This is a genomic window from Pseudomonas sp. Pseusp18, assembly GCF_059506005.1.
On sequence record NZ_CP169240.1, the window covers coordinates 131582 to 153322 of the forward strand.

General features: G+C 60.1%; 19 protein-coding genes. 4 read left to right on the top strand and 15 right to left on the bottom strand.

What is annotated here, in order from left to right:
- Nucleotides 1-162 precede the first annotated feature (162 nt).
- The 8 genes from ACEN9A_RS00485 to ACEN9A_RS00520 all read right to left on the bottom strand — a co-directional run bounded on the left by ACEN9A_RS00485 (nucleotide 163) and on the right by ACEN9A_RS00520 (nucleotide 9211).
- Nucleotides 163-1515 carry an LLM class flavin-dependent oxidoreductase gene (locus ACEN9A_RS00485; protein ID WP_258671938.1) on the bottom strand — a complete coding sequence of 451 codons (1353 nt, stop codon included), beginning with the start codon at nucleotides 1513-1515 and terminating at the stop codon, nucleotides 163-165.
- Nucleotides 1515-2732: an SfnB family sulfur acquisition oxidoreductase gene (locus ACEN9A_RS00490; RefSeq protein WP_258671940.1), complete on the bottom strand. Its 1218-nt coding sequence runs from the start codon at nucleotides 2730-2732 to the stop codon at nucleotides 1515-1517. The genes ACEN9A_RS00485 and ACEN9A_RS00490 overlap by 1 nt, the downstream gene beginning before the upstream one ends.
- Nucleotides 2733-2755: 23 nt before the next feature.
- Complete coding sequence (locus tag ACEN9A_RS00495) at nucleotides 2756-3997, bottom strand: SfnB family sulfur acquisition oxidoreductase (RefSeq protein WP_111453977.1); 1242 nt, start codon at nucleotides 3995-3997, stop codon at nucleotides 2756-2758.
- Nucleotides 3998-4394: 397 nt separating this feature from the next.
- Nucleotides 4395-5159: a hypothetical protein gene (locus tag ACEN9A_RS00500; protein WP_258671942.1), complete on the bottom strand. Its 765-nt coding sequence runs from the start codon at nucleotides 5157-5159 to the stop codon at nucleotides 4395-4397.
- Nucleotides 5160-5665: 506 nt separating this feature from the next.
- Complete coding sequence (gene tcyN, locus ACEN9A_RS00505; RefSeq protein ID WP_007939567.1) at nucleotides 5666-6415, bottom strand: L-cystine ABC transporter ATP-binding protein TcyN; 750 nt, start codon at nucleotides 6413-6415, stop codon at nucleotides 5666-5668.
- Nucleotides 6416-6419: 4 nt separating this feature from the next.
- Nucleotides 6420-7085 (bottom strand): cystine ABC transporter permease, encoded by a 666-nt coding sequence (gene tcyL / locus ACEN9A_RS00510; RefSeq protein WP_007939566.1) that lies wholly within the window; start codon nucleotides 7083-7085, stop codon nucleotides 6420-6422.
- Complete coding sequence (gene tcyJ, locus ACEN9A_RS00515; protein WP_019581730.1) at nucleotides 7085-7879, bottom strand: cystine ABC transporter substrate-binding protein; 795 nt, start codon at nucleotides 7877-7879, stop codon at nucleotides 7085-7087. The genes tcyL and tcyJ overlap by 1 nt, the downstream gene beginning before the upstream one ends.
- A gap of 339 nt (nucleotides 7880-8218) precedes the next feature.
- Complete coding sequence (locus ACEN9A_RS00520) at nucleotides 8219-9211, bottom strand: D-cysteine desulfhydrase (protein WP_258671943.1); 993 nt, start codon at nucleotides 9209-9211, stop codon at nucleotides 8219-8221.
- A 190-nt stretch (nucleotides 9212-9401) separates the two neighbouring features.
- On the opposite strand from ACEN9A_RS00520, the gene epsC reads away from it, so the two are divergent.
- Together epsC and betT are read left to right on the top strand one after the other, a co-directional pair.
- Entirely contained in the window at nucleotides 9402-10328 is a 927-nt protein-coding gene (epsC, locus tag ACEN9A_RS00525) for a serine O-acetyltransferase EpsC (protein ID WP_007939563.1), read from the top strand.
- A 385-nt stretch (nucleotides 10329-10713) separates the two neighbouring features.
- On the top strand, nucleotides 10714-12669 hold the full coding sequence (gene betT, locus ACEN9A_RS00530; protein WP_258674127.1) for a choline transporter BetT: 1956 nt from the start codon (nucleotides 10714-10716) through the stop codon (nucleotides 12667-12669).
- A 14-nt stretch (nucleotides 12670-12683) separates the two neighbouring features.
- Here the strand turns inward: betT and ACEN9A_RS00535 are convergent, their stop codons facing one another.
- Entirely contained in the window at nucleotides 12684-12944 is a 261-nt protein-coding gene (locus ACEN9A_RS00535; RefSeq protein WP_018929330.1) for a hypothetical protein, read from the bottom strand.
- 56 nt (nucleotides 12945-13000) lie between these two features.
- On the bottom strand, nucleotides 13001-13741 hold the full coding sequence (locus tag ACEN9A_RS00540) for an SDR family oxidoreductase (protein ID WP_258671945.1): 741 nt from the start codon (nucleotides 13739-13741) through the stop codon (nucleotides 13001-13003).
- Between the two features lie 125 nt (nucleotides 13742-13866).
- Here ACEN9A_RS00540 and ACEN9A_RS00545 point away from each other — a divergent pair, with 125 nt between their 5' ends.
- Together ACEN9A_RS00545 and mgrA are read left to right on the top strand one after the other, a co-directional pair.
- A complete protein-coding gene (locus tag ACEN9A_RS00545) occupies nucleotides 13867-14757 on the top strand; it encodes a LysR family transcriptional regulator (protein ID WP_258671947.1) in 891 nt (296 codons plus the stop codon).
- A 180-nt stretch (nucleotides 14758-14937) separates the two neighbouring features.
- Entirely contained in the window at nucleotides 14938-15975 is a 1038-nt protein-coding gene (mgrA, locus tag ACEN9A_RS00550; protein WP_258671949.1) for an L-glyceraldehyde 3-phosphate reductase, read from the top strand.
- Nucleotides 15976-16092: 117 nt separating this feature from the next.
- Here mgrA and tauD read toward each other — a convergent pair whose 3' ends face one another.
- From tauD to gshA, 5 genes are all read right to left on the bottom strand, one after another.
- Nucleotides 16093-16929: a taurine dioxygenase gene (tauD, locus tag ACEN9A_RS00555; protein ID WP_258671952.1), complete on the bottom strand. Its 837-nt coding sequence runs from the start codon at nucleotides 16927-16929 to the stop codon at nucleotides 16093-16095.
- Nucleotides 16930-17105: 176 nt separating this feature from the next.
- Complete coding sequence (tauC, locus tag ACEN9A_RS00560) at nucleotides 17106-17954, bottom strand: taurine ABC transporter permease TauC (RefSeq protein ID WP_258671954.1); 849 nt, start codon at nucleotides 17952-17954, stop codon at nucleotides 17106-17108.
- Nucleotides 17951-18745: a taurine ABC transporter ATP-binding subunit gene (tauB, locus tag ACEN9A_RS00565; protein WP_258671955.1), complete on the bottom strand. Its 795-nt coding sequence runs from the start codon at nucleotides 18743-18745 to the stop codon at nucleotides 17951-17953. Before tauB ends, tauC begins: the two co-directional genes overlap by 4 nt.
- A 16-nt stretch (nucleotides 18746-18761) precedes the next feature.
- Nucleotides 18762-19739: a taurine ABC transporter substrate-binding protein gene (gene tauA / locus ACEN9A_RS00570; protein ID WP_258671957.1), complete on the bottom strand. Its 978-nt coding sequence runs from the start codon at nucleotides 19737-19739 to the stop codon at nucleotides 18762-18764.
- 295 nt (nucleotides 19740-20034) lie between these two features.
- The gene (gshA, locus tag ACEN9A_RS00575; RefSeq protein WP_258671958.1) at nucleotides 20035-21618 is read right to left on the bottom strand and encodes a glutamate--cysteine ligase; all 1584 of its coding nucleotides are present in this window, start codon (nucleotides 21616-21618) and stop codon (nucleotides 20035-20037) included.
- Between the last annotated feature and the right edge of the window lie 123 nt (nucleotides 21619-21741).

The following is a 21741-nucleotide window of genomic DNA, read 5'->3' on the forward strand; positions in this document are numbered from 1 at the left end:
TGCATGCTTTTGTGGCGAGGGAGCTTGCTCCCGCTGGGCTGCGAAGCGGCCCCAAAGCCATTCAATGAGTTCAGTCAGTTGAAACTCGCCAGCAGGTTTTGCGACTGCTGCGCAGTCGAGCGGGGCGATGCGGCGTTCCGACAAGCTCCCTCGCCACAGGTTTTAGTGTCGGTAATGGGAGCCCGTGTGTTGCTCAGGCAAATGCGCGTCACGCTGGAACAGTTTTTCCCGCAGGCTGCCGTCGTCGTAAGCGGTCTTGTACGAGCCCCTGCGTTGCAACTCGGGAATCACCAGCTCAATGAAATCCACATAGCTTTCCGGGGTGACGATCCTTGTCAGGTTGAAGCCGTCGAGGCCGGTTTCGGCGATCCATGATTCCAGCTCATCCGCTACTTGCTCAGGCGAGCCGACCACGGTGATGTAGCGGCCGCCGAGGGCGTGTTGTTCCAGCAGTTTGCGGCGGGTCCAGTCGTTGTTTTGCAGGTTCCTGGTGGCGGACTGGATGGCGTTGCTCTTCACGTACTGGATCGGTTCGTCGAGTTCGTACTCGGAAAAATCGATCCCGGTGGACGCCGAAAAGTGCGCCACGCCGGCCTCGGCGCTGGCGTAGCTCAGGTACTCGGCATGCTTGGCCCAGGCCAGTTCTTCGGTGGCGCCGACGATCACGTTCAAGCCCATGAACACCTTGATGTCCTCAGGCTTGCGCCCGGCCTCGACGGCGCTGGCGCGAACCTTGTCCACTTGAACCCGGGTCGCCGGTTTGTTCTGGCCGCTGATGAACACACACTCGGCATGCCGACCGGCGAACAGCAGGCCGCGATCGGAGCTGCCGGCCTGGAACAGCACCGGCGTGCGTTGCGGCGACGGCTCGCAGAGGTGATATCCCTCGACCTGATAGAACTCGCCCTTGTGCTCGACCTTGTGCACTTTGTCTGGCTGGGCGTAGATCCGTTGCTCGCGGTCGTTGAGTACCGCGCCGTTTTCCCAGCTGCCTTCCCAGAGTTTGTAGAGCACTTGCAGGTATTCGTCAGCCTGGTCGTAGCGTCGGTCGTGTTCCACCTGCTCGCTGAGGCCCATGGCCTTGGCGGCGCTGTCCAGATAGCCGGTGACGATGTTCCAGCCGACCCGGCCGCGACTCAGATGATCGAGGGTCGACAGGCGTCGGGCGAACAGATACGGCGGCTCGTAGGTCAGGTTGGCGGTCAGGCCGAAGCCGAGGTTCCTGGTGACCGCGGCCATGGCCGAGACCAGTAGCAGCGGGTCGTTGACCGGCAATTGGATCGACTCTTTGAGCGGCACGTCGACCGAGTTCTGGTAGACGTCGTACACGCCGACGATGTCGGCGATGAACAGACCGTCGAACAGTCCGCGCTCCAGCAGTTGCGCCAGTTCGGTCCAGTATTCGATCGTCTTGTACTGGGTGGACGTGTCCCGTGGATGGGTCCACAGACCATGGTTGATGTGCCCGATGCAGTTCATGTTGAACGCGTTGAGCAGGATCTTCTTTTTGCTCATCAAATGGTCCCCCGCAACGGCGGGTTTTCATCGTTGAGGTAGTAATTGCCCACCGCGTGATACTTCCAGCGCACCGGGTCGTGCAGGGTGTGCACCCGGGCGTTGCGCCAGTGGCGATCGAGGCCATGTTCGATCAGGGTCGCCTGGCTACCAGCCAGTTCGAACAGCGTGCTGCCGGCGGCGAGGGAGATCTCAGTGCTGATGGCCCGGGCTTCGGCAACCGCAATCGATGCAGCTGCAACGGTTTCGGCATTGGTGTCGGCCTGGGCTCGGTCGAGGAATTCGCCGGAGCGTTCCAGCAAGGCTTCGGTGGCGTGCAGACGAATACTCAAGTGGCCGAAACTCTTGATGGTCAGCGGGTCTTCGGTGGCTGTTTCATGCGTGGCGTCGATCCACGGCCGGGTTTTGGTGCGCACGAAATGCAATGCATCTTCGTAGGCTGCGCGGGCAATGCCGGTATCGATCGCGGCGTGGAGAATCTGCGCCAATGGACCGACAGTGGTCGGGCGTTCGAACGCGCTTTGAAATGGAATCACGTCCTCGGCGGCAACGTAGACATCCTCGAACACCACCGAACCGCTGCCGGTGGTGCGCTGGCCGAAGCCGCTCCAGTCATCGATGACCGTCAGGCCTTTGCTGTTGTGCGGGACGAAGGCCAGCTGCTGCACGCCGTTTTCATCCACTACTGAGGTGGGGATGCGCTGGGCGTAAATGGCGCCGGTGGCGTAGAACTTGCGGCCGTTGATGCGATAGCCGTCACCGTCACCGTCACCGTCACCGTCACCGTCGCGGGTCAGGCGGGTGACGCGGTCATGGGCGGTTTTGGTGCCCAGTTCCGCCAGTGCATTGCCGAAACGCTGGCCGGCCAGCACTTCGGCGTACAGGCGCTTTTTCTGCCCATGGCTGCCGTTCACACGGAGCACTTCGAGGGCGTAGAAATGGTTCTGCGGGATCTGCCCCAGGGAGCCGTCAGCCTGGGCGATCAACGCGATCACTTTGGCCAGGGTGACGTTGGAAACCCCGGCGCCGCCGTATTCCTTTGGCACGCTGATGCCCCAAAGGCCCGAACGGGAAAACACTTCCAGTTCCGGGTGCGGCAAACGACGTTCGCGGTCGCGCAGGGCGCTGTCGCGTTTGAAGTCGTCGGCCAGGTCACCGGCGACGATCAGGGCTTGCTCATCGCTGGTAATGACCGCGACGTTTCGAGAAAGAGACATGTGTTTCTCCAGCGATCTGGTCGTTAAATCCAGGAGTGGCGAGCCGGCAACGTGCCGTTCAAGTGATAAGCGCCAACCGCGTGATACTTCCAGCGCACCGGGTCGTGCAGCGTGTGCACCCGGGCATTGCGCCAGTGGCGGTCGAGGTTGAATTCGGCGAGGGTGGCGCGGCTGCCGGCCAGTTCGAAGAGTTTTTCGCTGGCCAGCAGCGAGATCTCGGTGGTCAGCACTTTGGCCTCGGCCACGGCAATCGAGGCGCGGGCCGCGGACTCGGTGGTGAGCGGCGCGGCGTTGACCTGATCGAGCACTTGCCCGGCCTTGCGCAGCAGCGCTTCGGCGGCGTGCAGTTCGATTTTCAGCTTGCCGATATCGGCGATCACGTAGAGGTCGTCGCTGGCCCGTTCGACCTTGGCGTCGATCCAGGGCCGGGCACGGGTTTTCACGAATTCGATGGCGTCATCGATTGCGCCCCGGGCGATGCCGGCGTCGATGGCTGCTTGAATCAGTTGCGACACGGCGCCCTGAGTGTTCGGGCTGTCGTTGATCCTCCAGTTGTCCACCACCAGCTCGGCGTCGACCCGCACGTTGTTGAGCAAAATGGTGCCGCTGGCGGTGGTGCGCTGGCCGAAACCTGACCAGTCATCAACGATGCGCAAGCCCGGCGTGCCGCGCCGAACGAAGGCCAGCACTTGCTTGCCGTCGTCGTTCAGCGCCTTGACGGCCACCCAATGGGCGAACAATGCGCCGGTGGAGTAGAACTTCTGCCCGTTGATGACGAAGCCATCGCCGTCGGCGGTGATTCGCGCCTTGAGCTCCAGGGTATTTTTGGTACCGCGCTCAGGGCCTGCGTTACCGATCCGCCAGCCTTCGAGCACGCTTTTGAACAGCTGCTTTTTCTGCGACTCGGTGGCACTGCCCAGTATCAGGTTGAGAATCCCGAACTGGTTCTGCGGGATCTGCCCCAAGGCCGGGTCGGCTGCGGAAATGATCGCGAAGACTTCGGCAACGGTGACGAATGAAACCTGTGGGCCGCCGTACTCACGCGGGATGGCAATGCTGCCCAGGCCGCTGCGGGTGAACTGTTCGATTTCCGACCAGGGCAACTTGCGCTGCTGGTCACGTTTGGCGGCGTGCAGGCGGGCGACTTGCGCCAGCTCTTGGGCAGCCTTGATGGCTTGTGCGTCGTTGCGCAAGACCTGCGCGGGCAACAACAACGGGGCGATGTCCAGATCACTCTGGATGATTGCATCTGCCAGACTGGACATCAGTGCCGCTCCTTGGCTGCACGCAATGCCCTGGCGATTTGCACTGGGGTGATTGTGTTCCGGACCATACCTACCTCACATCTCATGAAAACGCCGCAGGTGTTGCGGCGAACGAAAAACACGAATGTCCGGTGGTCCGGTGTATATACCCTAAACGCGTATAAATAATTAATGAACTAACTTTTAGGAATATGTATAGAAGGTCTGATCTGAACTCCTGTGGCGAGGGGGCTTGCCCCCGTTCGGCTGCGAAGCAGTCGTAAATCCAGCACATGTGGTTTGCCTGACACAACATCAGGCGTTCAAAAAATCGGGGACTGCTGTGCAGTCCAACGGGGGCAAGCCCCCTCGCCACAAAAGCCCCTCCCCACGAGGTCGGTGATTACAGCAAGTTTTTTCACTTCTTTCGGGATTCAGCAGCTTTGAGCACTTCTTTGGGCGGCACTTTCAGGTAAGGATTGGCACAGCCGATCTTCAGCGTGCGGGCCGGTGCCCAGCGCGAGTTGTTACCCACCCGGTCGAGGATGCAGTAAGTCACTTCCAGTCGAAGGTCTTCGCCGGCTTCGAGAATGATTGCCGGTGGCACCCAGACGTGAATCGGCTGACCCACATCGTCGGCCTTGAGTTTGGGCAGGTCCATGCGCACATCGCCCCAGCGCAGGGTGATTTCGTCGTCGGTGGCCATATTCAGATACGGTTCGATGGTCAATGGCACACCGCGCTTGACCTGGTTCGGATTGACCCCCTGACGGCGAATGGTCTCGGGGATGAACACCGGCGCCAGGCTCTGGTTTTCCTCATCGCAAAGGGGCGAGGGCAGGCCGCCGGGGCAATCGAGTTTGATCTGGACGTGCGCCGCCGGTGATATCGCTGGCCCTTGCCCGATCTGCATGACCTTGTAATGGACGCGAGCAGAACCGTTGGCAATGAAGCTTTCCGGCACCCGCAGGCTCACCGCTTTGCCGCCATGGTCAGTCCCCAACACGCTGGAGGCCACGTAGCAGTTGTTCCAGAACAGCTCGATCAGGTCGCCTTCGTCCATGCCGGGATAAGTCGGCACGTCGATCATAAGATGAGCGGCCGAGGTGATGCTGATGCCGGCCTTGTGAGTTTGCGCCAGGGTCGGGGCTGCAAGTTCGGGTTTGTTCGAAGTGCTTGTCATGGGGTTCTCTCCTTGAAGCCTTACCGCGAAGTCCGTTTCTGAAAGATCGAAAGGCGTGAATTACCAGGCAACAAAACGATTCACTTTTTGTGTATTTGAAGAGTGATCGAGTTTGATGAAAGTCGCTTGTTGGAGACTAGATAAGAGTGGGTTCGAATAGGTGTCAATAGTGTTTGTCGATTAAAGGTTGGTTCTTGGGTTATTCAGAAATCTCCTACACGGTGTAGTTAATAAACCCCATTGTCCTGTCGAATTCAGTCCGGTATTTGGGGGTGTGTATGCCTTGGAGGCAGCAACCCATTGACTGTAGGTGGCGAGGATTTTTATGGATTTTAAGCGAGGTGAATCTATTGCAGGACATATATATGTACCGCATGGGAGGGTGGGAAGTTATCTATGATCGGAGTGAATCAAGGCAGTCGTTGATGGCGATGACAGGATTTCATAAGTCGGAGAAAGTGCCACTTCCGTCCATGGAAGTTGACAGTTTTTGAGTGGGGATTGAACTAAGCGTTGTTAAGGAATTTGCTGAGAAACTGCTTCGTCCGTTCTTCTTTCGGGTTGGCAAACAGCGCCTTGGCTTCGCCCTGTTCGACGATCACACCCTTGTCGAAAAACACCACACGGTTGGCCACGTCCCGAGCAAAACCCATTTCGTGGGTGACGATCACCATGGTGCGTTTCTCCTCGGCCAGGCCGCGGATGGTCGCCAACACTTCGCCCACCAGTTCCGGGTCCAGCGCCGAGGTTGGCTCATCGAACAGGATCACTTCCGGTTCCATCGCCAGCGCCCGGGCAATCGCCACCCGCTGTTGCTGACCGCCGGAAAGGCGACGCGGGTAAGCGTCTTCCTTGCCCGCCAGGCCGACCTTGGCCAACAGCTTTTTACCCAGGGCAACGGCGTCGGCCCGTGGAATTTTTTTCACCACGATCGGGCCTTCGATGACGTTTTCCAGGGCTGTGCGATGGGGGAACAGGTTGAAATTCTGGAACACAAAACCCACGTGCTGGCGCAGGCGCCGTACCAGGCTCTGCTGCTGGTTCAGGGGGCGGCTGCCATCGATCTCGATGTCGCCGACCTTGATCCGGCCGCTGGTGGGTTCTTCCAGAAAATTCAGGCAACGCAGGAACGTGGTCTTGCCCGAGCCGCTGGGGCCGATGATTGCCACTACCTCGCCTTCCTTCACCTGCAGATCGATGCCGTTGAGCACCACCTGACCCTTGAACTGCTTTGTCAGTTTTTCCACGACAATCATTGGGTCAGGACTCCTGGTCGTGCCGATTGACCCGCTCTTCCAACTTGTTCTGCAGGTGCGAAAGCACCGTGGCCAGAACCCAGTAGATCAGCGCGGCGGCAAGATACATGGTGAAAATTTCGAAGGTACGGGCGGTGATCAGCTGTGCCTGGCGGAACAGCTCCGGCACCTGAATGGTGGCCGCCAGCGCGGTATCCTTGACCAGCGAGATGAAGCTGTTGCCCAACGGTGGCAGGGCCGTGCGCATCGCTTGCGGCAGAATGGCCCGGCGCAGGGTTTGCGCGCGGGTCATGCCGATACTGGCCGCAGCTTCCCATTGGCCGCGCTCGATGGAGCTGATCGCGGCACGCAGGATTTCGCAGGCGTAGGCCGCCATGTTCAGCGAGAAACCGATCAGGGCCGCCGGCAGCGGATCAAGTTCGATGCCCAATTGCGGCAAGCCGTAATAGATCACGAACAGTTGCACCAGCAACGGCGTGCCGCGAAAGAACGACACGTAGATGCGGGAAATCCAGCTCACCAGTTTGAAGCGCGACAGGCGCATCAACGCCAGGCCGAAGCCCATCAGCAGGCCGAAGAACATTCCGCCCAGGCTCAGGATGACCGTGTAATACGCGCCCTTGAGCAGGAAGGGCGCGGAGTCCAGCGCGAGTTGGAAAGCTTCTCCCATTATTGAGTGACGTCAGCGCTGAAGTATTTTTCCGAAAGCTTTTTCAGCGTACCGTCGGCACGCAGCTTGTCGATGGCTTTGTTCACCGCGGCCAGCAGTTCAGGCTCGCCTTTGCGCAGGGCAATACCGGCCTCTTGGCGGGAGAACGCTTCGCCGGCGGCGGCAGTGTCCTTGGCCTTCCTGGCGTATTCCAGCGCGGCCAGGCGGTCGATCAGAATGGCGTCGATGCGGCCGACGCGCAGATCCTGGAACTTGCTCGGGTCATCTTCGTAGGTGCGGACGTCAGCCTTCGGCACATTCTCTTTCACCCACTGCTCGTAGTTGGTGCCCAGGCCTACGCCGACTTTCTTGCCGGCCAGATCGGCGGCGGTCTTGATGGTGTCTTTGTTTTTGGTCAGGGTCAGCGCCTGAATCCCGGAAACGGTGTACGGCTCGGAGAAGTCGTACTTCTTCTTGCGCTCTTCGGTGATGGTCACCTGGTTGATCACCGCGTCCAGACGCTTGGATTCCAGGGCCGCGAGGATGCCTTCCCATTTGGTCGGCTGCAGTTTGACCTTCACGCCCAGCTCTTTGGCCAAGGCTTCGGAGAACTCGACTTCGAAGCCGCTCAGTTTGCCGGCCTCGTCGACGAAGCTGAACGGTGGATAAGTGCCTTCCAGGCCGACGTTGATCACGCCCGCGTCCTTGATCTTTTGCAGTTGCTCTCCGGCAACCGCTTGCCCGAGCAGGCCGGCGCTCAGCGCCAGGCCCAACGAGCCCACCAGCAGATTTCTACGTAGTGCGGAAAAATTCATGACAAGCCCCTGTGTTTTCTTATGGAAGACGCTTAAGGAAAGTTGGCAAATTCGGGATTTGAACGACTGCGATATCCTGCCCTAAAGCAGCTTATGCGTCTCGCTGCAAATTCGCCTGCGGCGCGACTATATGATGGGATTTTTAGATTGGAAAATAATAAATATTAAGTTTGTTATTCTTTAAATGAATATTTGAGGGGTGCATTCCTGTGGCGAGGGGGCTTGCCCCCGTTCGGCTGCGAAGCAGTCGTAATGTCTGCTGACTCGATATGACTGCCGGACACAAGGGGCCGCTGCGCGACCCAACGGGGGCAAGCCCCCTCGCCACAGGACTATCGGTTACAGAAAATCTTTGTAGGCAAACAACGCCGGTGCCCCGCCGGTGTGCAGGAAGATGATCGGGCCGTCATCGAAGCGCTGGCGCCCGATGCCGTCGAGCAAACCGGCCATGGCCTTGCCGGTATACACCGGGTCCAGCAACAACCCTTCCTGGCTCGCCAACAGCTTCACCGCCGCCAGCGTCCCGGCATTCGGCTCGCCATAACGCGGGCCGAAATATTCGTCCCACAGTTCGACTTTGAAACTCGCCGGCAGGTCCACGCCCAACAGCTCGGCAGTGCGTTCGGCGAGGCCCTGGACTTTCGGTCGTTGAGCTTCATCGCTACGGGAAACGGTCACGCCGATCACTGGCAAATCCGGCAGTACTTCGCTCAATGCCAGCGCCAGGCCGCTATGGGTGCCGGCACTGCCGGAAGCCAGGACTACGGCGGCGAATTGCAGCCCGGTGTCCTTGATCTGCTCGGCCAGTTCCAGACCTGCACGGACATAACCCAAAGCGCCCACCGCATTGGAGCCACCAATCGGCACCAGATAGGGTTTCTTGCCGTTGCTGCGCAGACGTGCGGCCAGCGCTTGCAATTGCTCGTCAGCATTGTCGAGGTTTTCCACCAACTCGACTTTGGCATCGAACAGGTCCAGCAACAGCCGATTGCCATTGCCGAGGTAGTTGCTATCGTCAGTGCCGAGCGGGTTCTCCAGCAGCGCCACGCAGCCCAGGCCAAGCTTGGCCGCAATGGCGGCGGTTTGGCGCACGTGGTTGGACTGGATCGCGCCAGCGGTGATCAGTGTATCGGCGCCCTGGGCCAGGGCATCGGCGGCGAGGTATTCGAGTTTGCGCAGCTTGTTGCCGCCCAGTGCCAATGGCGTCAGGTCATCGCGTTTGACGTACACATCGCGGCCCAGCCAGGTCGACAAGCGTTCGAGTTTTTCCAACGGGGTAGGGTGACCGAGCAGGTCGAGGCGGTTAAAACGGGCAAGCTGTTGTTTGATCATGGGTCCGTACTGGCGGAGAAAGATGTCTGGACTATAGGCACGGGTATTTAGCGGGGCAACTGCCAATCGCTTATAGCCAAAAGTATTGTTCCCAGCACTATTGGTTCTTAATTCGGCTGCAAGTCGTTGCCGTAAAGTAATCGCCGTCAGCGCGGCCAGACAGTCCGGCCGCCCGTGAGGAGTTTTTACCGTGAGCGAGCGTTCCAGCCATTGGCAATTGCAGACCATCGTCAGCCAACTGCGTACGGCGCGCGACCAGTGGCGCGCACAAAACGGCCGCGCCAGCACCGAGCAGGGCGGTCGCGAGTTGCCGTCCCGAGCGGCCATGGCGGACATTCTCGAAGCCTTGTGCGGTGCGTTGTTTCCGATGCGTCTGGGGCCGGTGGATTTGCGTGAGGAGAGTGAGGACTTCTACGTCGGCCACACACTCGACGTGGCGTTGAATGCATTGCTGGCTCAGGCGCGGCTCGAATTGCGCTACGTCGCTCGTCACAGTGCCGGGGGCGACTCTGAAGTCGAAGCCAAGGCCATCCGGATCATTCAGGACTTCGCCCTCGCTCTGCCGGAATTGCGCAGCCTGTTGGACACCGACGTGTTGGCGGCCTATCACGGCGATCCGGCGGCTCGCAGTGTCGATGAAGTGTTGCTGTGCTACCCGGGAATCCTGGCGGTGATTCACCATCGCCTGGCCCACCATTTGTACCGCGCCGGGTTGCCGTTGCTGGCGCGGATCAGCGCGGAAATCGCCCACTCGGCCACCGGTATCGACATCCATCCTGGCGCGCAGATCGGTCGCAGTTTCTTCATCGACCACGGTACGGGTGTGGTGATCGGCGAAACCGCGATCATTGGTGAGCGGGTGCGGATTTATCAGGCCGTGACGTTGGGCGCCAAGCGCTTCCCGGCGGACGAAGACGGCCAGTTGCAGAAGGGCCATCCGCGGCATCCGATCGTCGAGGACGACGTGGTGATCTATGCCGGCGCGACGATTCTGGGACGGATCACCATCGGCAAGGGCTCGACGATTGGTGGCAACGTCTGGCTGACCCGCAGCGTGCCAGCGGGGTGCAACCTGACCCAGGCGAATCTGCAGCATGATGACGGGACGCAGAAGTAAGCCAGGTGACACTTTGCGCTTTTTGTGGCGAGGGAGCTTGCTCCCGCTCGGTTGCGCAGCAACCGCAATATAGATAACCAGTTAAATCCACATAGAGGCGGTCGCGATTTTTGGGGCCGCTTCGCGGCCCAACGGGGGCAAGCCCCCTCGCCACAATCCTTCCTTCAGCCAGGGTGAGACGAGCTACCGCCGAGCCCTGCGATTAGTCCTTAGCACCCTATTCATGTTTAACTTGAACGTTCATTCAAGTTAAACCGGTGGTTCGCCGCCCGCTCACAACAGGAGGCTTGCCTTTGCTGAGTCCGATTTTTACAGCCACGTTTTCCCCCCTCGAGGTGCACCTTTCGTGAGTGCATCGTCCATCCCCGCAAGCGGCCAGGTCCGCATGAATCCGCCGGTGTTTTATTTCGCGGCGACCTTCATTTTGTTGTTCGCCGTCGTGGTCATGGCGATCCCCGAACAGGCCGGTGCCTGGCTGTTGCAAGCGCAAAACTGGGCGGCCAACACGGTCGGCTGGTACTACATGCTCGCGATGACGCTGTATCTGGTCTTCGTGGTGGTCACCGCCTTGTCCGGCTACGGCAAGATCAAGCTCGGTGCCGACCACGACGAGCCCGAATTCAGTTACTTGTCCTGGGCCGGCATGCTGTTCGCCGCCGGGATCAGCATCACGCTGTTTTTCTTTTGCGTGTCCGAACCACTTACGCATTTGGTGCAACCACCGCAAGGCGAGGCCGGTACGGCGGAGGCGGCGCGTCAGGCGATGCAGATTCTGTTTCTGCACTGGGGCCTGCACGGCTGGGGCGTGTTCGCCTTCGTCGGCATGGCGCTGGCCTATTTCGCCTATCGACATAACCTGCCGCTGGCCCTGCGTTCGGCGCTGTACCCGCTGATCGGCAAGCGCATCAACGGGCCCATCGGTTACGCGGTGGACGGCTTCGGCATCATCGCCACGGTGTTCGGCCTCGGTGCCGACATGGGCTTTGGCGTATTGCACCTCAACTCCGGCCTGGATTACCTGTTCGGCATCGCCCACACCCAGTGGATTCAGGTCGGCCTGATCACGCTGATGATGGGCGCGGCGATCATCGTCGCGGTGTCTGGCGTCGATAAAGGCGTGCGGGTGATGTCCGACATCAACATGCTGCTGGCCTGTGCGCTGCTGCTGTTCGTGTTGTTCGCCGGCCCCACCCAGCACTTGCTCAATACCCTTATCCAGAACCTCGGCGATTACCTCGGTGCCTTGCCGATGAAGAGTTTCGACCTCTACGCCTATGACAAACCCAGCGACTGGCTGGGCGGCTGGACGGTGTTCTACTGGGCCTGGTGGATTGCATGGTCGCCGTTCGTGGGCCTGTTCATTGCGCGGATTTCCCGTGGCCGGACCATCCGCGAATTCGTCTTCGGCGTGCTGTTGATCCCGCTCGGTTTCACCCTGGCGTGGATGTCGATCTTCGGCAACAGCGCCATCGATCAGGTGCTCAACCACGGCATGAGCGCGCTCGGCATGTCGGCCATCGACAACCCGTCGATGACGCTTTACCTGCTGCTGGAGACCTACCCGTGGAGCAAAACCGTGATCGCGGTCACGGTGTTCATCAGCTTCGTGTTCTTCGTCACCTCCGCCGACTCCGGCACCGTGGTGTTGTCGACCTTGTCCGCCAAGGGTGGCAATCCCGATGAGGACGGGCCGAAATGGCTGCGAGTGTTCTGGGGCGCGATGACGGCACTGGTGACCAGTGCGCTGTTGTTCTCCGGCAGCATCGACGCATTGAAGTCGGCGGTGGTGCTGACGTCGTTACCGTTCTCGATGATTTTGCTGCTGATGATGTGGGGTCTGCACAAGGCGTTTTATCTGGAGTCGCAGAAACAGATCGCGCAATTGCATTCCCTCGCACCGGCATCTGGATCACGGCGCGGCGGTTGGCGTCAGCGCTTGAGTCAGGCAGTGCATTTCCCGTCTCGGGATGAGGTTTATCGCTTCCTTGATACAACGGTGCGCCCGGCCATTGAGGAAGTGACCGCCGTGTTTGTCGAGAAGGGATTGCATGTGGTCACTCAGCCCGATCCGGCCAACGACAACGTTAGCCTGGAAATCGGTCACGGCGAACTGCATCCGTTCATCTATCAGGTGCAAATGCGTGGCTACTTCACCCCGTCCTTCGCCCGTGGCGGCATGGGTTCCAAGCAACTCAACAACCGTCGTTACCACCGTGCCGAAGTGCATTTGCGCGAGGGCAGTCAGGACTACGATCTGGTGGGTTACACCGAGGATCAGGTGATCAACGACATCCTTGACCAGTACGAACGGCACATGCAGTTCTTGCATCTGGTGCGTTGATCGACCGGTGGCGCTCAGGTCTCGCTGCTCAACACCATGAACAGCACCAGTGCCGCCACCGGTACGCCGAACACCGCGCTGCCCACCACCAGTTCCGCGCTCAACGGTTGGCCAGCGTTGACCATTCCGACTGCGCCGTTGATCAAGGTCAACGCCAGCCACAGCACGACAAAGCTGTAGGCCAGGGTCTGACGGGAGAAACCGATTTTCTCGCCGATGAACAGCATCAGTGCCAGCAGGATCAGGCCGAAGAAGATGATGATCGTGGTGTGCATGATGCGTTCCGTCCTTCAGATGTGTGCTGCCTTACGGCCCAATACATCGAGCATAGTTAAACCAACCCGCCGTTAACGCGCAGGATTTGCCCGTTGACCCAGGCCGAATCCGGGCCGACCAGGAAGGACACGACGCGGGAGATGTCTTCTGGCTGAGCCAGGCGTTCCAGCGGTGGCATCTTGGCGAAGGTCTGGATCTGTTCTTCGCTCTTGCCGTGCAGGAACAGGTCGGTGGCGACCGGGCCCGGGGCCACGGCGTTGACAGTGATGTTGCGACCGCGCATTTCCTTGGCGAACACTTGGGTCAGGGATTCCACTGCCGCCTTGCTGGCGATGTACACCGCATAGCCCGGCAGGTTCATGCCGACGGTGCTGCTGGAGAAGTTGATGATTCGGCCACCACTGTTCAGGCGCGTTGCCGCTTCACGCAGAGTGTTGAAAGTGCCGCGAGCGTGGATGTTGAAGTTCTGGTCGAACAGTTCGTCGCTGTGTTGCGCCAGCGGCAGCACTTTGAGGATGCCGGCGTTATTGACCAGCACGTCGACCTTGCCCAGTTGGGTTTCGGCTTCGTCGAATAGCCGGCGTACATCGTCGGCGTTGGCCACATCAGCCTTGATCGCTATGGCCCGGTGACCGGCCTGACGCAGTTTTACCACCAGTGCCGACGCCACGGTGGCGCTGTTAGCGTAGTTGATGGCGACGGCGAAACCCTGGCTGGCCAGTTGCTGGGCGATCACGGCACCGATGCCGCGGGAGGCGCCGGTCACGATGGCAACTTTCGAAGTTTGAGTAGTCATGGCGTTGATTCCTTGGAGTGGCTGGGGTGTGGAGCCAGATTCACATGTTTACTCAGGGTGATAGATGCACGAGAGTTGCCTTTACTGTTCAATAATCGCCAACAATCGATCGTCAGGAGCGCCGTATGGATCAAGTCAAGGCGATGAAGGTTTTCGTGCGGATCTACGAGCGCAGCAGCTTCACGCTCGCGGCCGATGACCTGAACCTGCCGCGTGCCACCCTGACCCATACGCTGAATCAGTTCGAAGCCTGGCTCGGTACCCGTTTACTGGAGCGCAGCACGCGCAAGGTCCGTCCTACGCTGGATGGCGAGGCGTACTACTTGCGTTGCGTGCAGTTGTTGGCAGAACTGGAAGAAGCCGAACTGGCATTTCGCGGCGTTGCGCCGAAAGGCCGATTACGGGTGGATCTGCATGGCACGTTGGCCAAGCATTTTGTAATCCCGGCGTTGCCGCAATTCATGGCGCGCTACCCGGACATCGAGTTGTCCATCAGCGAAGCCGACCGCTTCGTCGACCTGATCGCCGAAGGCGTTGATTGCGTGTTGCGCGCCGGCACCTTGGGCGATTCGGCGCTAATCGGTAAACGTGTCGCCAACCTGCGCCAGATCACCTGCGCCAGCCCGGCTTACCTGCGTAAATACGGCGAACCGAAAAACCTCGAAGACCTGAAAAACCACCGCGCGGTGAACTACGTTTCGCGCACCACGGCCAAGCTGTTTCCATTCGAGTTCATGGTGGATGGCGAGCTGAAAGAAGTGGCCATCGAGGGAGCGTTGTCGGTGTTCGGTGCGGAGATTTATGCGGCCTCGGCAATTGCCGGATTGGGGCTGATTCAGTGCCCGCATTACCGAATGGAAACGCAGATTGGCCAAGGGTTGGTGCAGGAAATCCTCACCGACACACCGCCGCCATCGATGCCGGTTTCGGTGTTGTATCCGCATAACCGACACATGTCGCCACGGGTTCGGGTGTTTGTGGATTGGTTGGGGGAGGTGTTTGCAGGGGCTCAATAACTGCCGGCCTACCGATCGTTCCCACGCTCCTGCGTGGGAACGATCACTCTCAAGACCGAAAATCTATGAAACGTTTCAGCAATTAGTCGAATCCGGGGTTTCCTGGCGTTTGTCTGGGCGTATGCTGGGCAGCTTGGAAAGCAGTCGATACCCCATTCAAGACCCACAAGAGAGGATTCGATGACCTACACCGCTGCCGAAAACCGCTACGACTCCATCCCATACCGCCGCGTGGGCCGCAGCGGGCTGGTGCTGCCGGCACTGTCCCTGGGGCTGTGGCACAACTTCGGCGACAGCACGCCGATCGACATACAGCGCTCGTTGCTGCGCACGGCGTTCGATCTGGGCATCAACCACTTCGACCTGGCCAACAACTATGGCCCGCCGTACGGCAGCGCCGAGATCAACTTCGGCCGGTTGCTGCGTGAAGACTTCAAGCAGTACCGCGACGAGCTGATCATCTCCAGCAAGGCCGGTTGGGACATGTGGCCCGGCCCTTACGGCCAGGGCGGCGGGTCGCGAAAATATGTGCTGGCCAGCCTCGACCAGAGCCTGCAACGCCTGGGCCTCGATTACGTGGACATCTTCTATTCCCACCGTTTTGACCCGGACACCCCGCTGGAAGAAACTGCCAGCGCACTGGCCACCGCCGTGCAACAGGGCAAGGCGTTGTACATTGGCATCTCGTCTTACTCCGGGGTGAAAACCCGGGAAATGGCCACGTTGCTCAAGGAGTGGAAAGTCCCGCTGCTGATCCACCAGCCGGCCTACAACCTGCTCAATCGCTGGGTGGAAAAGGACCTGCTGGATGTCACCGACGAACTCGGTACCGGCGTGATCGCCTTCACACCGTTGGCGCAGGGCCTGTTGACCGACAAATACCTCAATGGCATTCCGAAGGATGCGCGGGTCAATCGCCCGGGCGGTGATTCATTGCAGTCCTCTCACCTGTCCGAAGCCAACATCGCCCAAGTGCGGGCGCTCAATGAAATCGCCAAACGCCGCGGTCAGAGCCTCGCGCAGTTGGCGCTGGCCTGGACCTTGCGCGACCCACGGGTGACCTCGGCGCTGATCGGCGCGAGCCGGCCGGAGCAGATCATCGAGAACGTCGGGGCGTTGAAGAACCTGAGTTTTAGCGTGGAAGAACTGGCGGAGATTGATCGATTTGCCCAGGAGGGCGGGATCAACCTTTGGGAGAAGCCTTCGATGGCTGAGTAACCTGAAAAAGCAAAAGATCGCAGCCTTCGGCAGCTCCTACAGAATCGATGGTTGACCGCAATATTTGCGGCGAACGCGGTCAATGTAGGAGCTGCCGAAGGCTGCGATCTTTTGATCTTAAAACGGCACATCCCCCAACACCGTCGCCCGCTGCATCACCCGCCGTGCCGGGCGGTAATCATCCACCGCGTAATGCTGGGTCACGCGGTTGTCCCAGAACGCGATGTCGTCTTTCTGCCAGCGCCAGCGAATGGTGAAGTCCGGCCGTGTGGTGTGGGCGAACAAGAACTTCAGAACTACTTCGCTCTCGGTTTCCGACAACTCGTTGATCTTCGACGTGAACCCTTCATTGACGAATAACGAACGACGCCCGCTCACCGGGTGCGTGCGAATCACCGGGTGTGACAGCGGTGGATTCTTGCGCCGGGCTTCTTCCCATTGGGCCAGGGCTTCCGGCGTGTTGCCATAGCGCTCCAGTGGAAACGAACGGGTGAAATCGTGAGTGGCGGTCAGCCCTTCGAGCAAGGTTTTCATCGGCGCGGACAACGCTTCATACGCCGCAATGCCGCTGGCCCACAGGGTGTCGCCGCCAAACTCCGGCAGCAACTTGGCGCTGAGCACCGCGCCCATCGCCGGGGTCGGCAGGAACGTCACATCGGTGTGCCAGATCGCGTTGTCCCGCACGTCGGTGACGGCGGTGTCGAGGATCAGCACTTCCGGTTGTTCCGGCACGTTCGGGTAGATCGGATGAATATGCAGGTCGCCGAAATAGGCGGCGAATCGCGCCTGTTGCTGTGGCTCGATCGGCTGGTTACGGAAGAACAGCACCTGATACTTGAGCAGCGCCTGCTCGATGGCGTCGCGTTGTTCCACGTTCAGCGGCTGGCTGATGTCGACGCCGCTGATTTGCGCGCCGAGGGCGCAGCTGAGGGGGACGATGGTCAAGTTACTCATGGCGGTTCTCTTCAATCCAGGGCGCCGACTGTGGGAGCGACCTGTGGCGAGGGGGCTTGCCCCCGTTGGGTTGCGAAGCAGCCCTTAAAATTCTGATGTACCAAAGATCTTGTGAGTGCTACGCACTCAAACGGGGGCAAGCCCCCTCGCCACACAGGCTCCCACTGGTTGAATATTCAGTGAGCCTGGCCATGCCACGGCACCAGTTTGCGCTGCAGGGCGCGCAGGCCCATTTCCATGGCGAAGGCGATCAGCGCGATCACCAGAATCCCCAGCACCACCACATCGGTGACCAGGAACTGCGCGGCCGACTGCACCATGAAGCCCAAACCGCTGGTGGCGGCGATCAACTCGGCGGCGACCAGTGTCGACCAACCCACACCCAAGCCAATGCGCACACCGGTCAAAATGTCCGGCAAGGCACTGGGCAGAATCACATGGCGAATCAACTGCGCCCGAGTCGCACCCAACGACTGTGCAGCGCGCAATTTCGCCGGGTCGACGGTGCGCACGCCGGTGGCGGTGGCGATGGCTATCGGGGCGAAGATCGCCAGGTAGATCAGCAACACTTTCGACAGCTCACCGATGCCGCACCAGATCACGATCAGCGGCAAATAGGCCAGGGGCGGAATCGGGCGGTAAAACTCGATCAGCGGATCGAGAATGCCGCGAGCAATTCGGTTGTGGCCGATGGCAATGCCGACCGGCACGGCGGTCAGCACCGCGAAGCCCAGGCCCAAACCGATGCGGCTGAGGCTCGCGCCCAAGTGCTGCCACAAGGTCGAATCCATGTAGCCGCTGGTCACCAGCAACCAGCCTTTTTGCAGCACGGCGGAGGGGGGCGGCAGGAACAGCGGTTCGATCAATCCGGTGGCGGTGACGGCCCACCAGATCGTCAACAGTGCGATCAGGGTCAACACACTGATCCAGCGCGTGCTGATACGGCGGCGCAGCGCAATCACCGCCGAGCCCTTCACCTTTGAACCGGGTTTCACCGTTGCGGCGGGAATTCCATAACTGCTCATGCGCGCTCCTGCCGCTGGACGGCACTGCGTTGGGAGAACACTTTGGCGAGCACGTGTTCGCGGGTTTCGATAAAGCGCGGGTCGGATTTAATCGAGCGCGCCGACTCGCCGGCGGCGTAACGCTGACCGAAATCCAGGCTCAGACGCTCGACGATTTGCCCGGGATTCGGCGCCAGCAGAATCAGGTCGGTGGCGAGGAACACCGCTTCTTCAATATCGTGGGTAATCAGGAACACCGGTTTGGCGGTACGTTGCCAGACTTGCAACAGCAGCTCCTGCATCTGTTCGCGGGTGAAGGCATCCAGGGCGCCGAAGGGTTCGTCCATCAGCAACACCCGAGGGTCGGCGGCGAGGGCGCGGGCCAGGCCGACACGTTGTTTCTGCCCGCCCGAGAGTTGCCAGATGCGGCGGTTTTCGAAGCCGGAAAGGTCCACCAGCGCGAGCATTTCCCGGGCGCGGATTTCACGTTTGTCCCGGGGAATGCCGGCCAGTTCCAGACCGAAACCGACGTTGGCCAGCACGTCCTGCCAAGGCAGCAGGGCGTCGTCCTGAAACACCACGCCGCGCTCGGCGCTCGGGCCTTTGACCGGCACGCCGTCAAGGGTGATGCGCCCGGCGCTGGGCTCGACGAAACCGGCAATCAGGTTCAACAGCGAAGTCTTGCCACTGCCGGAAGGGCCGAGGGCGACCAGCAACTGCTGGGGCCCAAGGCTCAGGGAAATATCCGCCAGCACAGGTTCCGTGCTGCCTGGGTACTGTGCGCTGATGCGCTCCAGCTGTAGCAAAGCCATCGCGGTTAACTCCCGATCAGTTGGTGATGTACTTGGCGCTGACGTACGGCGCGTAGTCCGGCAGCACGGCCTCGACCTTGCCCTGCTCCTTGAGGAACGCCGCAGTGTCGGTAATGGCTTTGGTGGTCGGCGCACCGAGGGTGATCACCTGATCAGCCGCCAGCGGATACACGTTGCCTTGCAGCAGCAGCGGAATATCGCTGGCCTTGGCGCCGGAGAGTTTCACCAGTTTGTCGACGTTGCTTTGATTGGCCAGCCAGGCTTGCGGGTCTTTGCGGTAGTCGGCGTAGGCATCGAGGGTCACTTTGGCGAATGCGGTGACGATCTCCGGATGCTTCTCGGCGAAGTCCTTGCGCACGATCCAGGCATCGAAGGTCGGCGCGCCGAACTTGGCCAGCTCGCCGGAAGTGATCAGCACTTTACCGTTTTCCTTGGCCACACCGAGGGCCGGATCCCACACGTAGGTGGCGTCGATGTCACCGCGTTTCCATGCCGCGATGATGGCTGGCGGCGCGAGGTTGAGCACGGTGACTTTCGACGGGTCGATGTTCCAGTGTTTCAGCGCGGCCAGCAGGCTGTAGTGGCCGGTGGAGACGAACGGTACGGCGACTTTCTTGCCGATCAGGTCTTGCGGGGTCTTGATCCCGGAACCGTCGCGCGCGACCAATGCTTCGGCAGCGCCGATCTGGGTGGCAATGAGGAAGGTTTCCACCGGGACTTTGCGGGTGATTGCCGCTGTCAGGGGGCTGGAACCGAGGTAGCCGATCTGCACATCGCCGGAAGCGATGGCGGCGATGATGTCGGCACCGCTATCGAATTTGCGCCAGTTGATATCGGCTTTGGTGGCTTTTTCGTAGGCGCCGTCGGCTTGGGCGACTTTGGCCGGGTCAACGGTGGTCTGGTAGGCGACGGTCACATCTGCCGCCTGAGCCAGGAAACTCGCCGCAGCCAACGACGCGGCCGCCAGGAGGCGAAGGGGGAAAGTCAGTTTCATCGGGAAGCTCCTTTTCAGACGACCGAAAGCCGGCGAGAAAGGAGACTAAATGATATAAGAAACTTAAAATAAATAACTTTTTAGAATGAGCTTATGAGCGGAAAATTCTAAGGGAGAATAGTCGTGTATTGCTCTTGTGGCGAGGGAGCTTGCTCCCGCTGGACCGGGCTGGCGCTCCAGGCCGAAGGACTCCCAAAAACAGCGAAGGTGTTGTGTCAGATTAAACACCGTCGCAGATTTTACGGCTGCTGCGCAGCCGAGCGGGAGCAAGCTCCCTCGCCACAGAGGTTTACGTCTAATTGCTGATCGCCAGAATGCTCGCCTGATACGACCCGACAAACACATCGAAATCGCCGACTTCGTTCTGTTCAAGCTCAGCCTGTTGAGCCAACGACGAACGCGCCAACTCTTCAAACCTGGCCTGTTCTTCACCTGAAAGCGGCTCGCTGCAGAAAAACTCTGCATGCACCTGGCTTTGGCGCAAGGAGAACTGGGCGAAGCTTTCCTTGTGTTCGGCCATCGCCGCCAGCACCTGGGCCGATGGCGTCAGGGACGAGTCCTGGACCTTGGCCATTTGGGCGTCCAGCGCCTTGCTGTGGGCATCGCCGCCATGGCTCTGATCCAGCAGCGCCGCCAGTGGCGCAATCTTTTCCAGCAATTCGCCGGCCCATTCCTTCATGTCCACCGCTTGCCCGTCGCGTTGCAATTGCAGGCCCGGACGGCGACCTTCCTTGACCACGCTGAGGAAGTTCGACGTTGCGTTACCGCAGCTGGTACTGGTCAGCAGCGGGCTGTCGTTCAGTGCGCAGTACAGCAGGAAAGCGTCGAGGAACCGTGACTCGGTGAGGTCAATGCCCATCGGCAGGAACGGGTTGATGTCCAGGCAGCGCACTTCGACGTACTGGATGCCACGGGCCACCAGCGCCTGAATCGGCCGTTCGCCGGTGTAGGTCACGCGCTTCGGACGGATGTTGGAGTAGTACTCGTTTTCGATCTGCAGGATGTTGGTGTTGAGCTGAACCCACTCACCGTCCTTGTGCGTACCCACCTCGACGTACGGTGGATACGGCGTAGCCACCGCTTTGCGCAGGCTGTCGGTGTAGCTGGTCAGGTCGTTGTAGCACGGCGTCAGACCGGCCTGGGCGTTGCTCTGGTAACCCAGATCACTCATGCGCAGGCTGGTGGCGTACGGCAGGTACAAAGTGTCCGGATCCAGTTGTTCCAGCTGATGCGAGCGACCGCGCAGGAAACCGGCGTCCAGCGCAGGGGATGCGCCGAACAGGTACATCAGCAGCCAGCTGTAGCGACGGAAGTTGCGAATCAGCGCAATGTAGGCCGACGATTGGAAGTCGCGGTCTGTGCCGTCAAAGCCTTCGGCCTCTTTGAGCAGCGGCCAGAGCTTTTCCGGCAGGGAAAAGTTGTAGTGGATCCCGGCAATGCACTGCATGGTCTTGCCGTACCGCAGGGCCAGGCCCTTGCGATAGACGTACTTGAGCTGACCGATGTTGGAGGTGCCGTAATAGGCGATCGGGATGTCTTCCTCGGCCGGCAACGGGCACGGCATCGATGGACTCCACAGGTACTCGTTGCCGAGCTTGCTGTAGGCAAAACGGTGAATACTGTCCAGGCTCGCCAGCATCTGCGCCGGGTCTGGCAGGGCTGGCGTGATGAACTCCAGCAGCGACTCGGAATAGTCGGTGGTGATTTGTTCGTTGGTCAGCGCGGAACCCAGTGCTTCGGGGTGCGGTGTTTGCGCCAGGCGACCTTCGCCGGTCACGCGCAGGCATTCACGTTCGATGCCGTGAAGGCACTGTTCGAGCAGAGAGAGGTTAGCGCGCTCGCCGAGCAGAGCCAGGCGGCGGTTGAGAAGTTCGCTCAAGTTGGATTCCTTCACGCGTCAGTCGCCCCAATATGGGGGTGGGCAAGACGGTCTACAAGGGTGAAGTTGAAACTGGCGTTTTCGCCTGGTTTTCGGGCCGCACTGGCCTGCTATCAGCCAGCG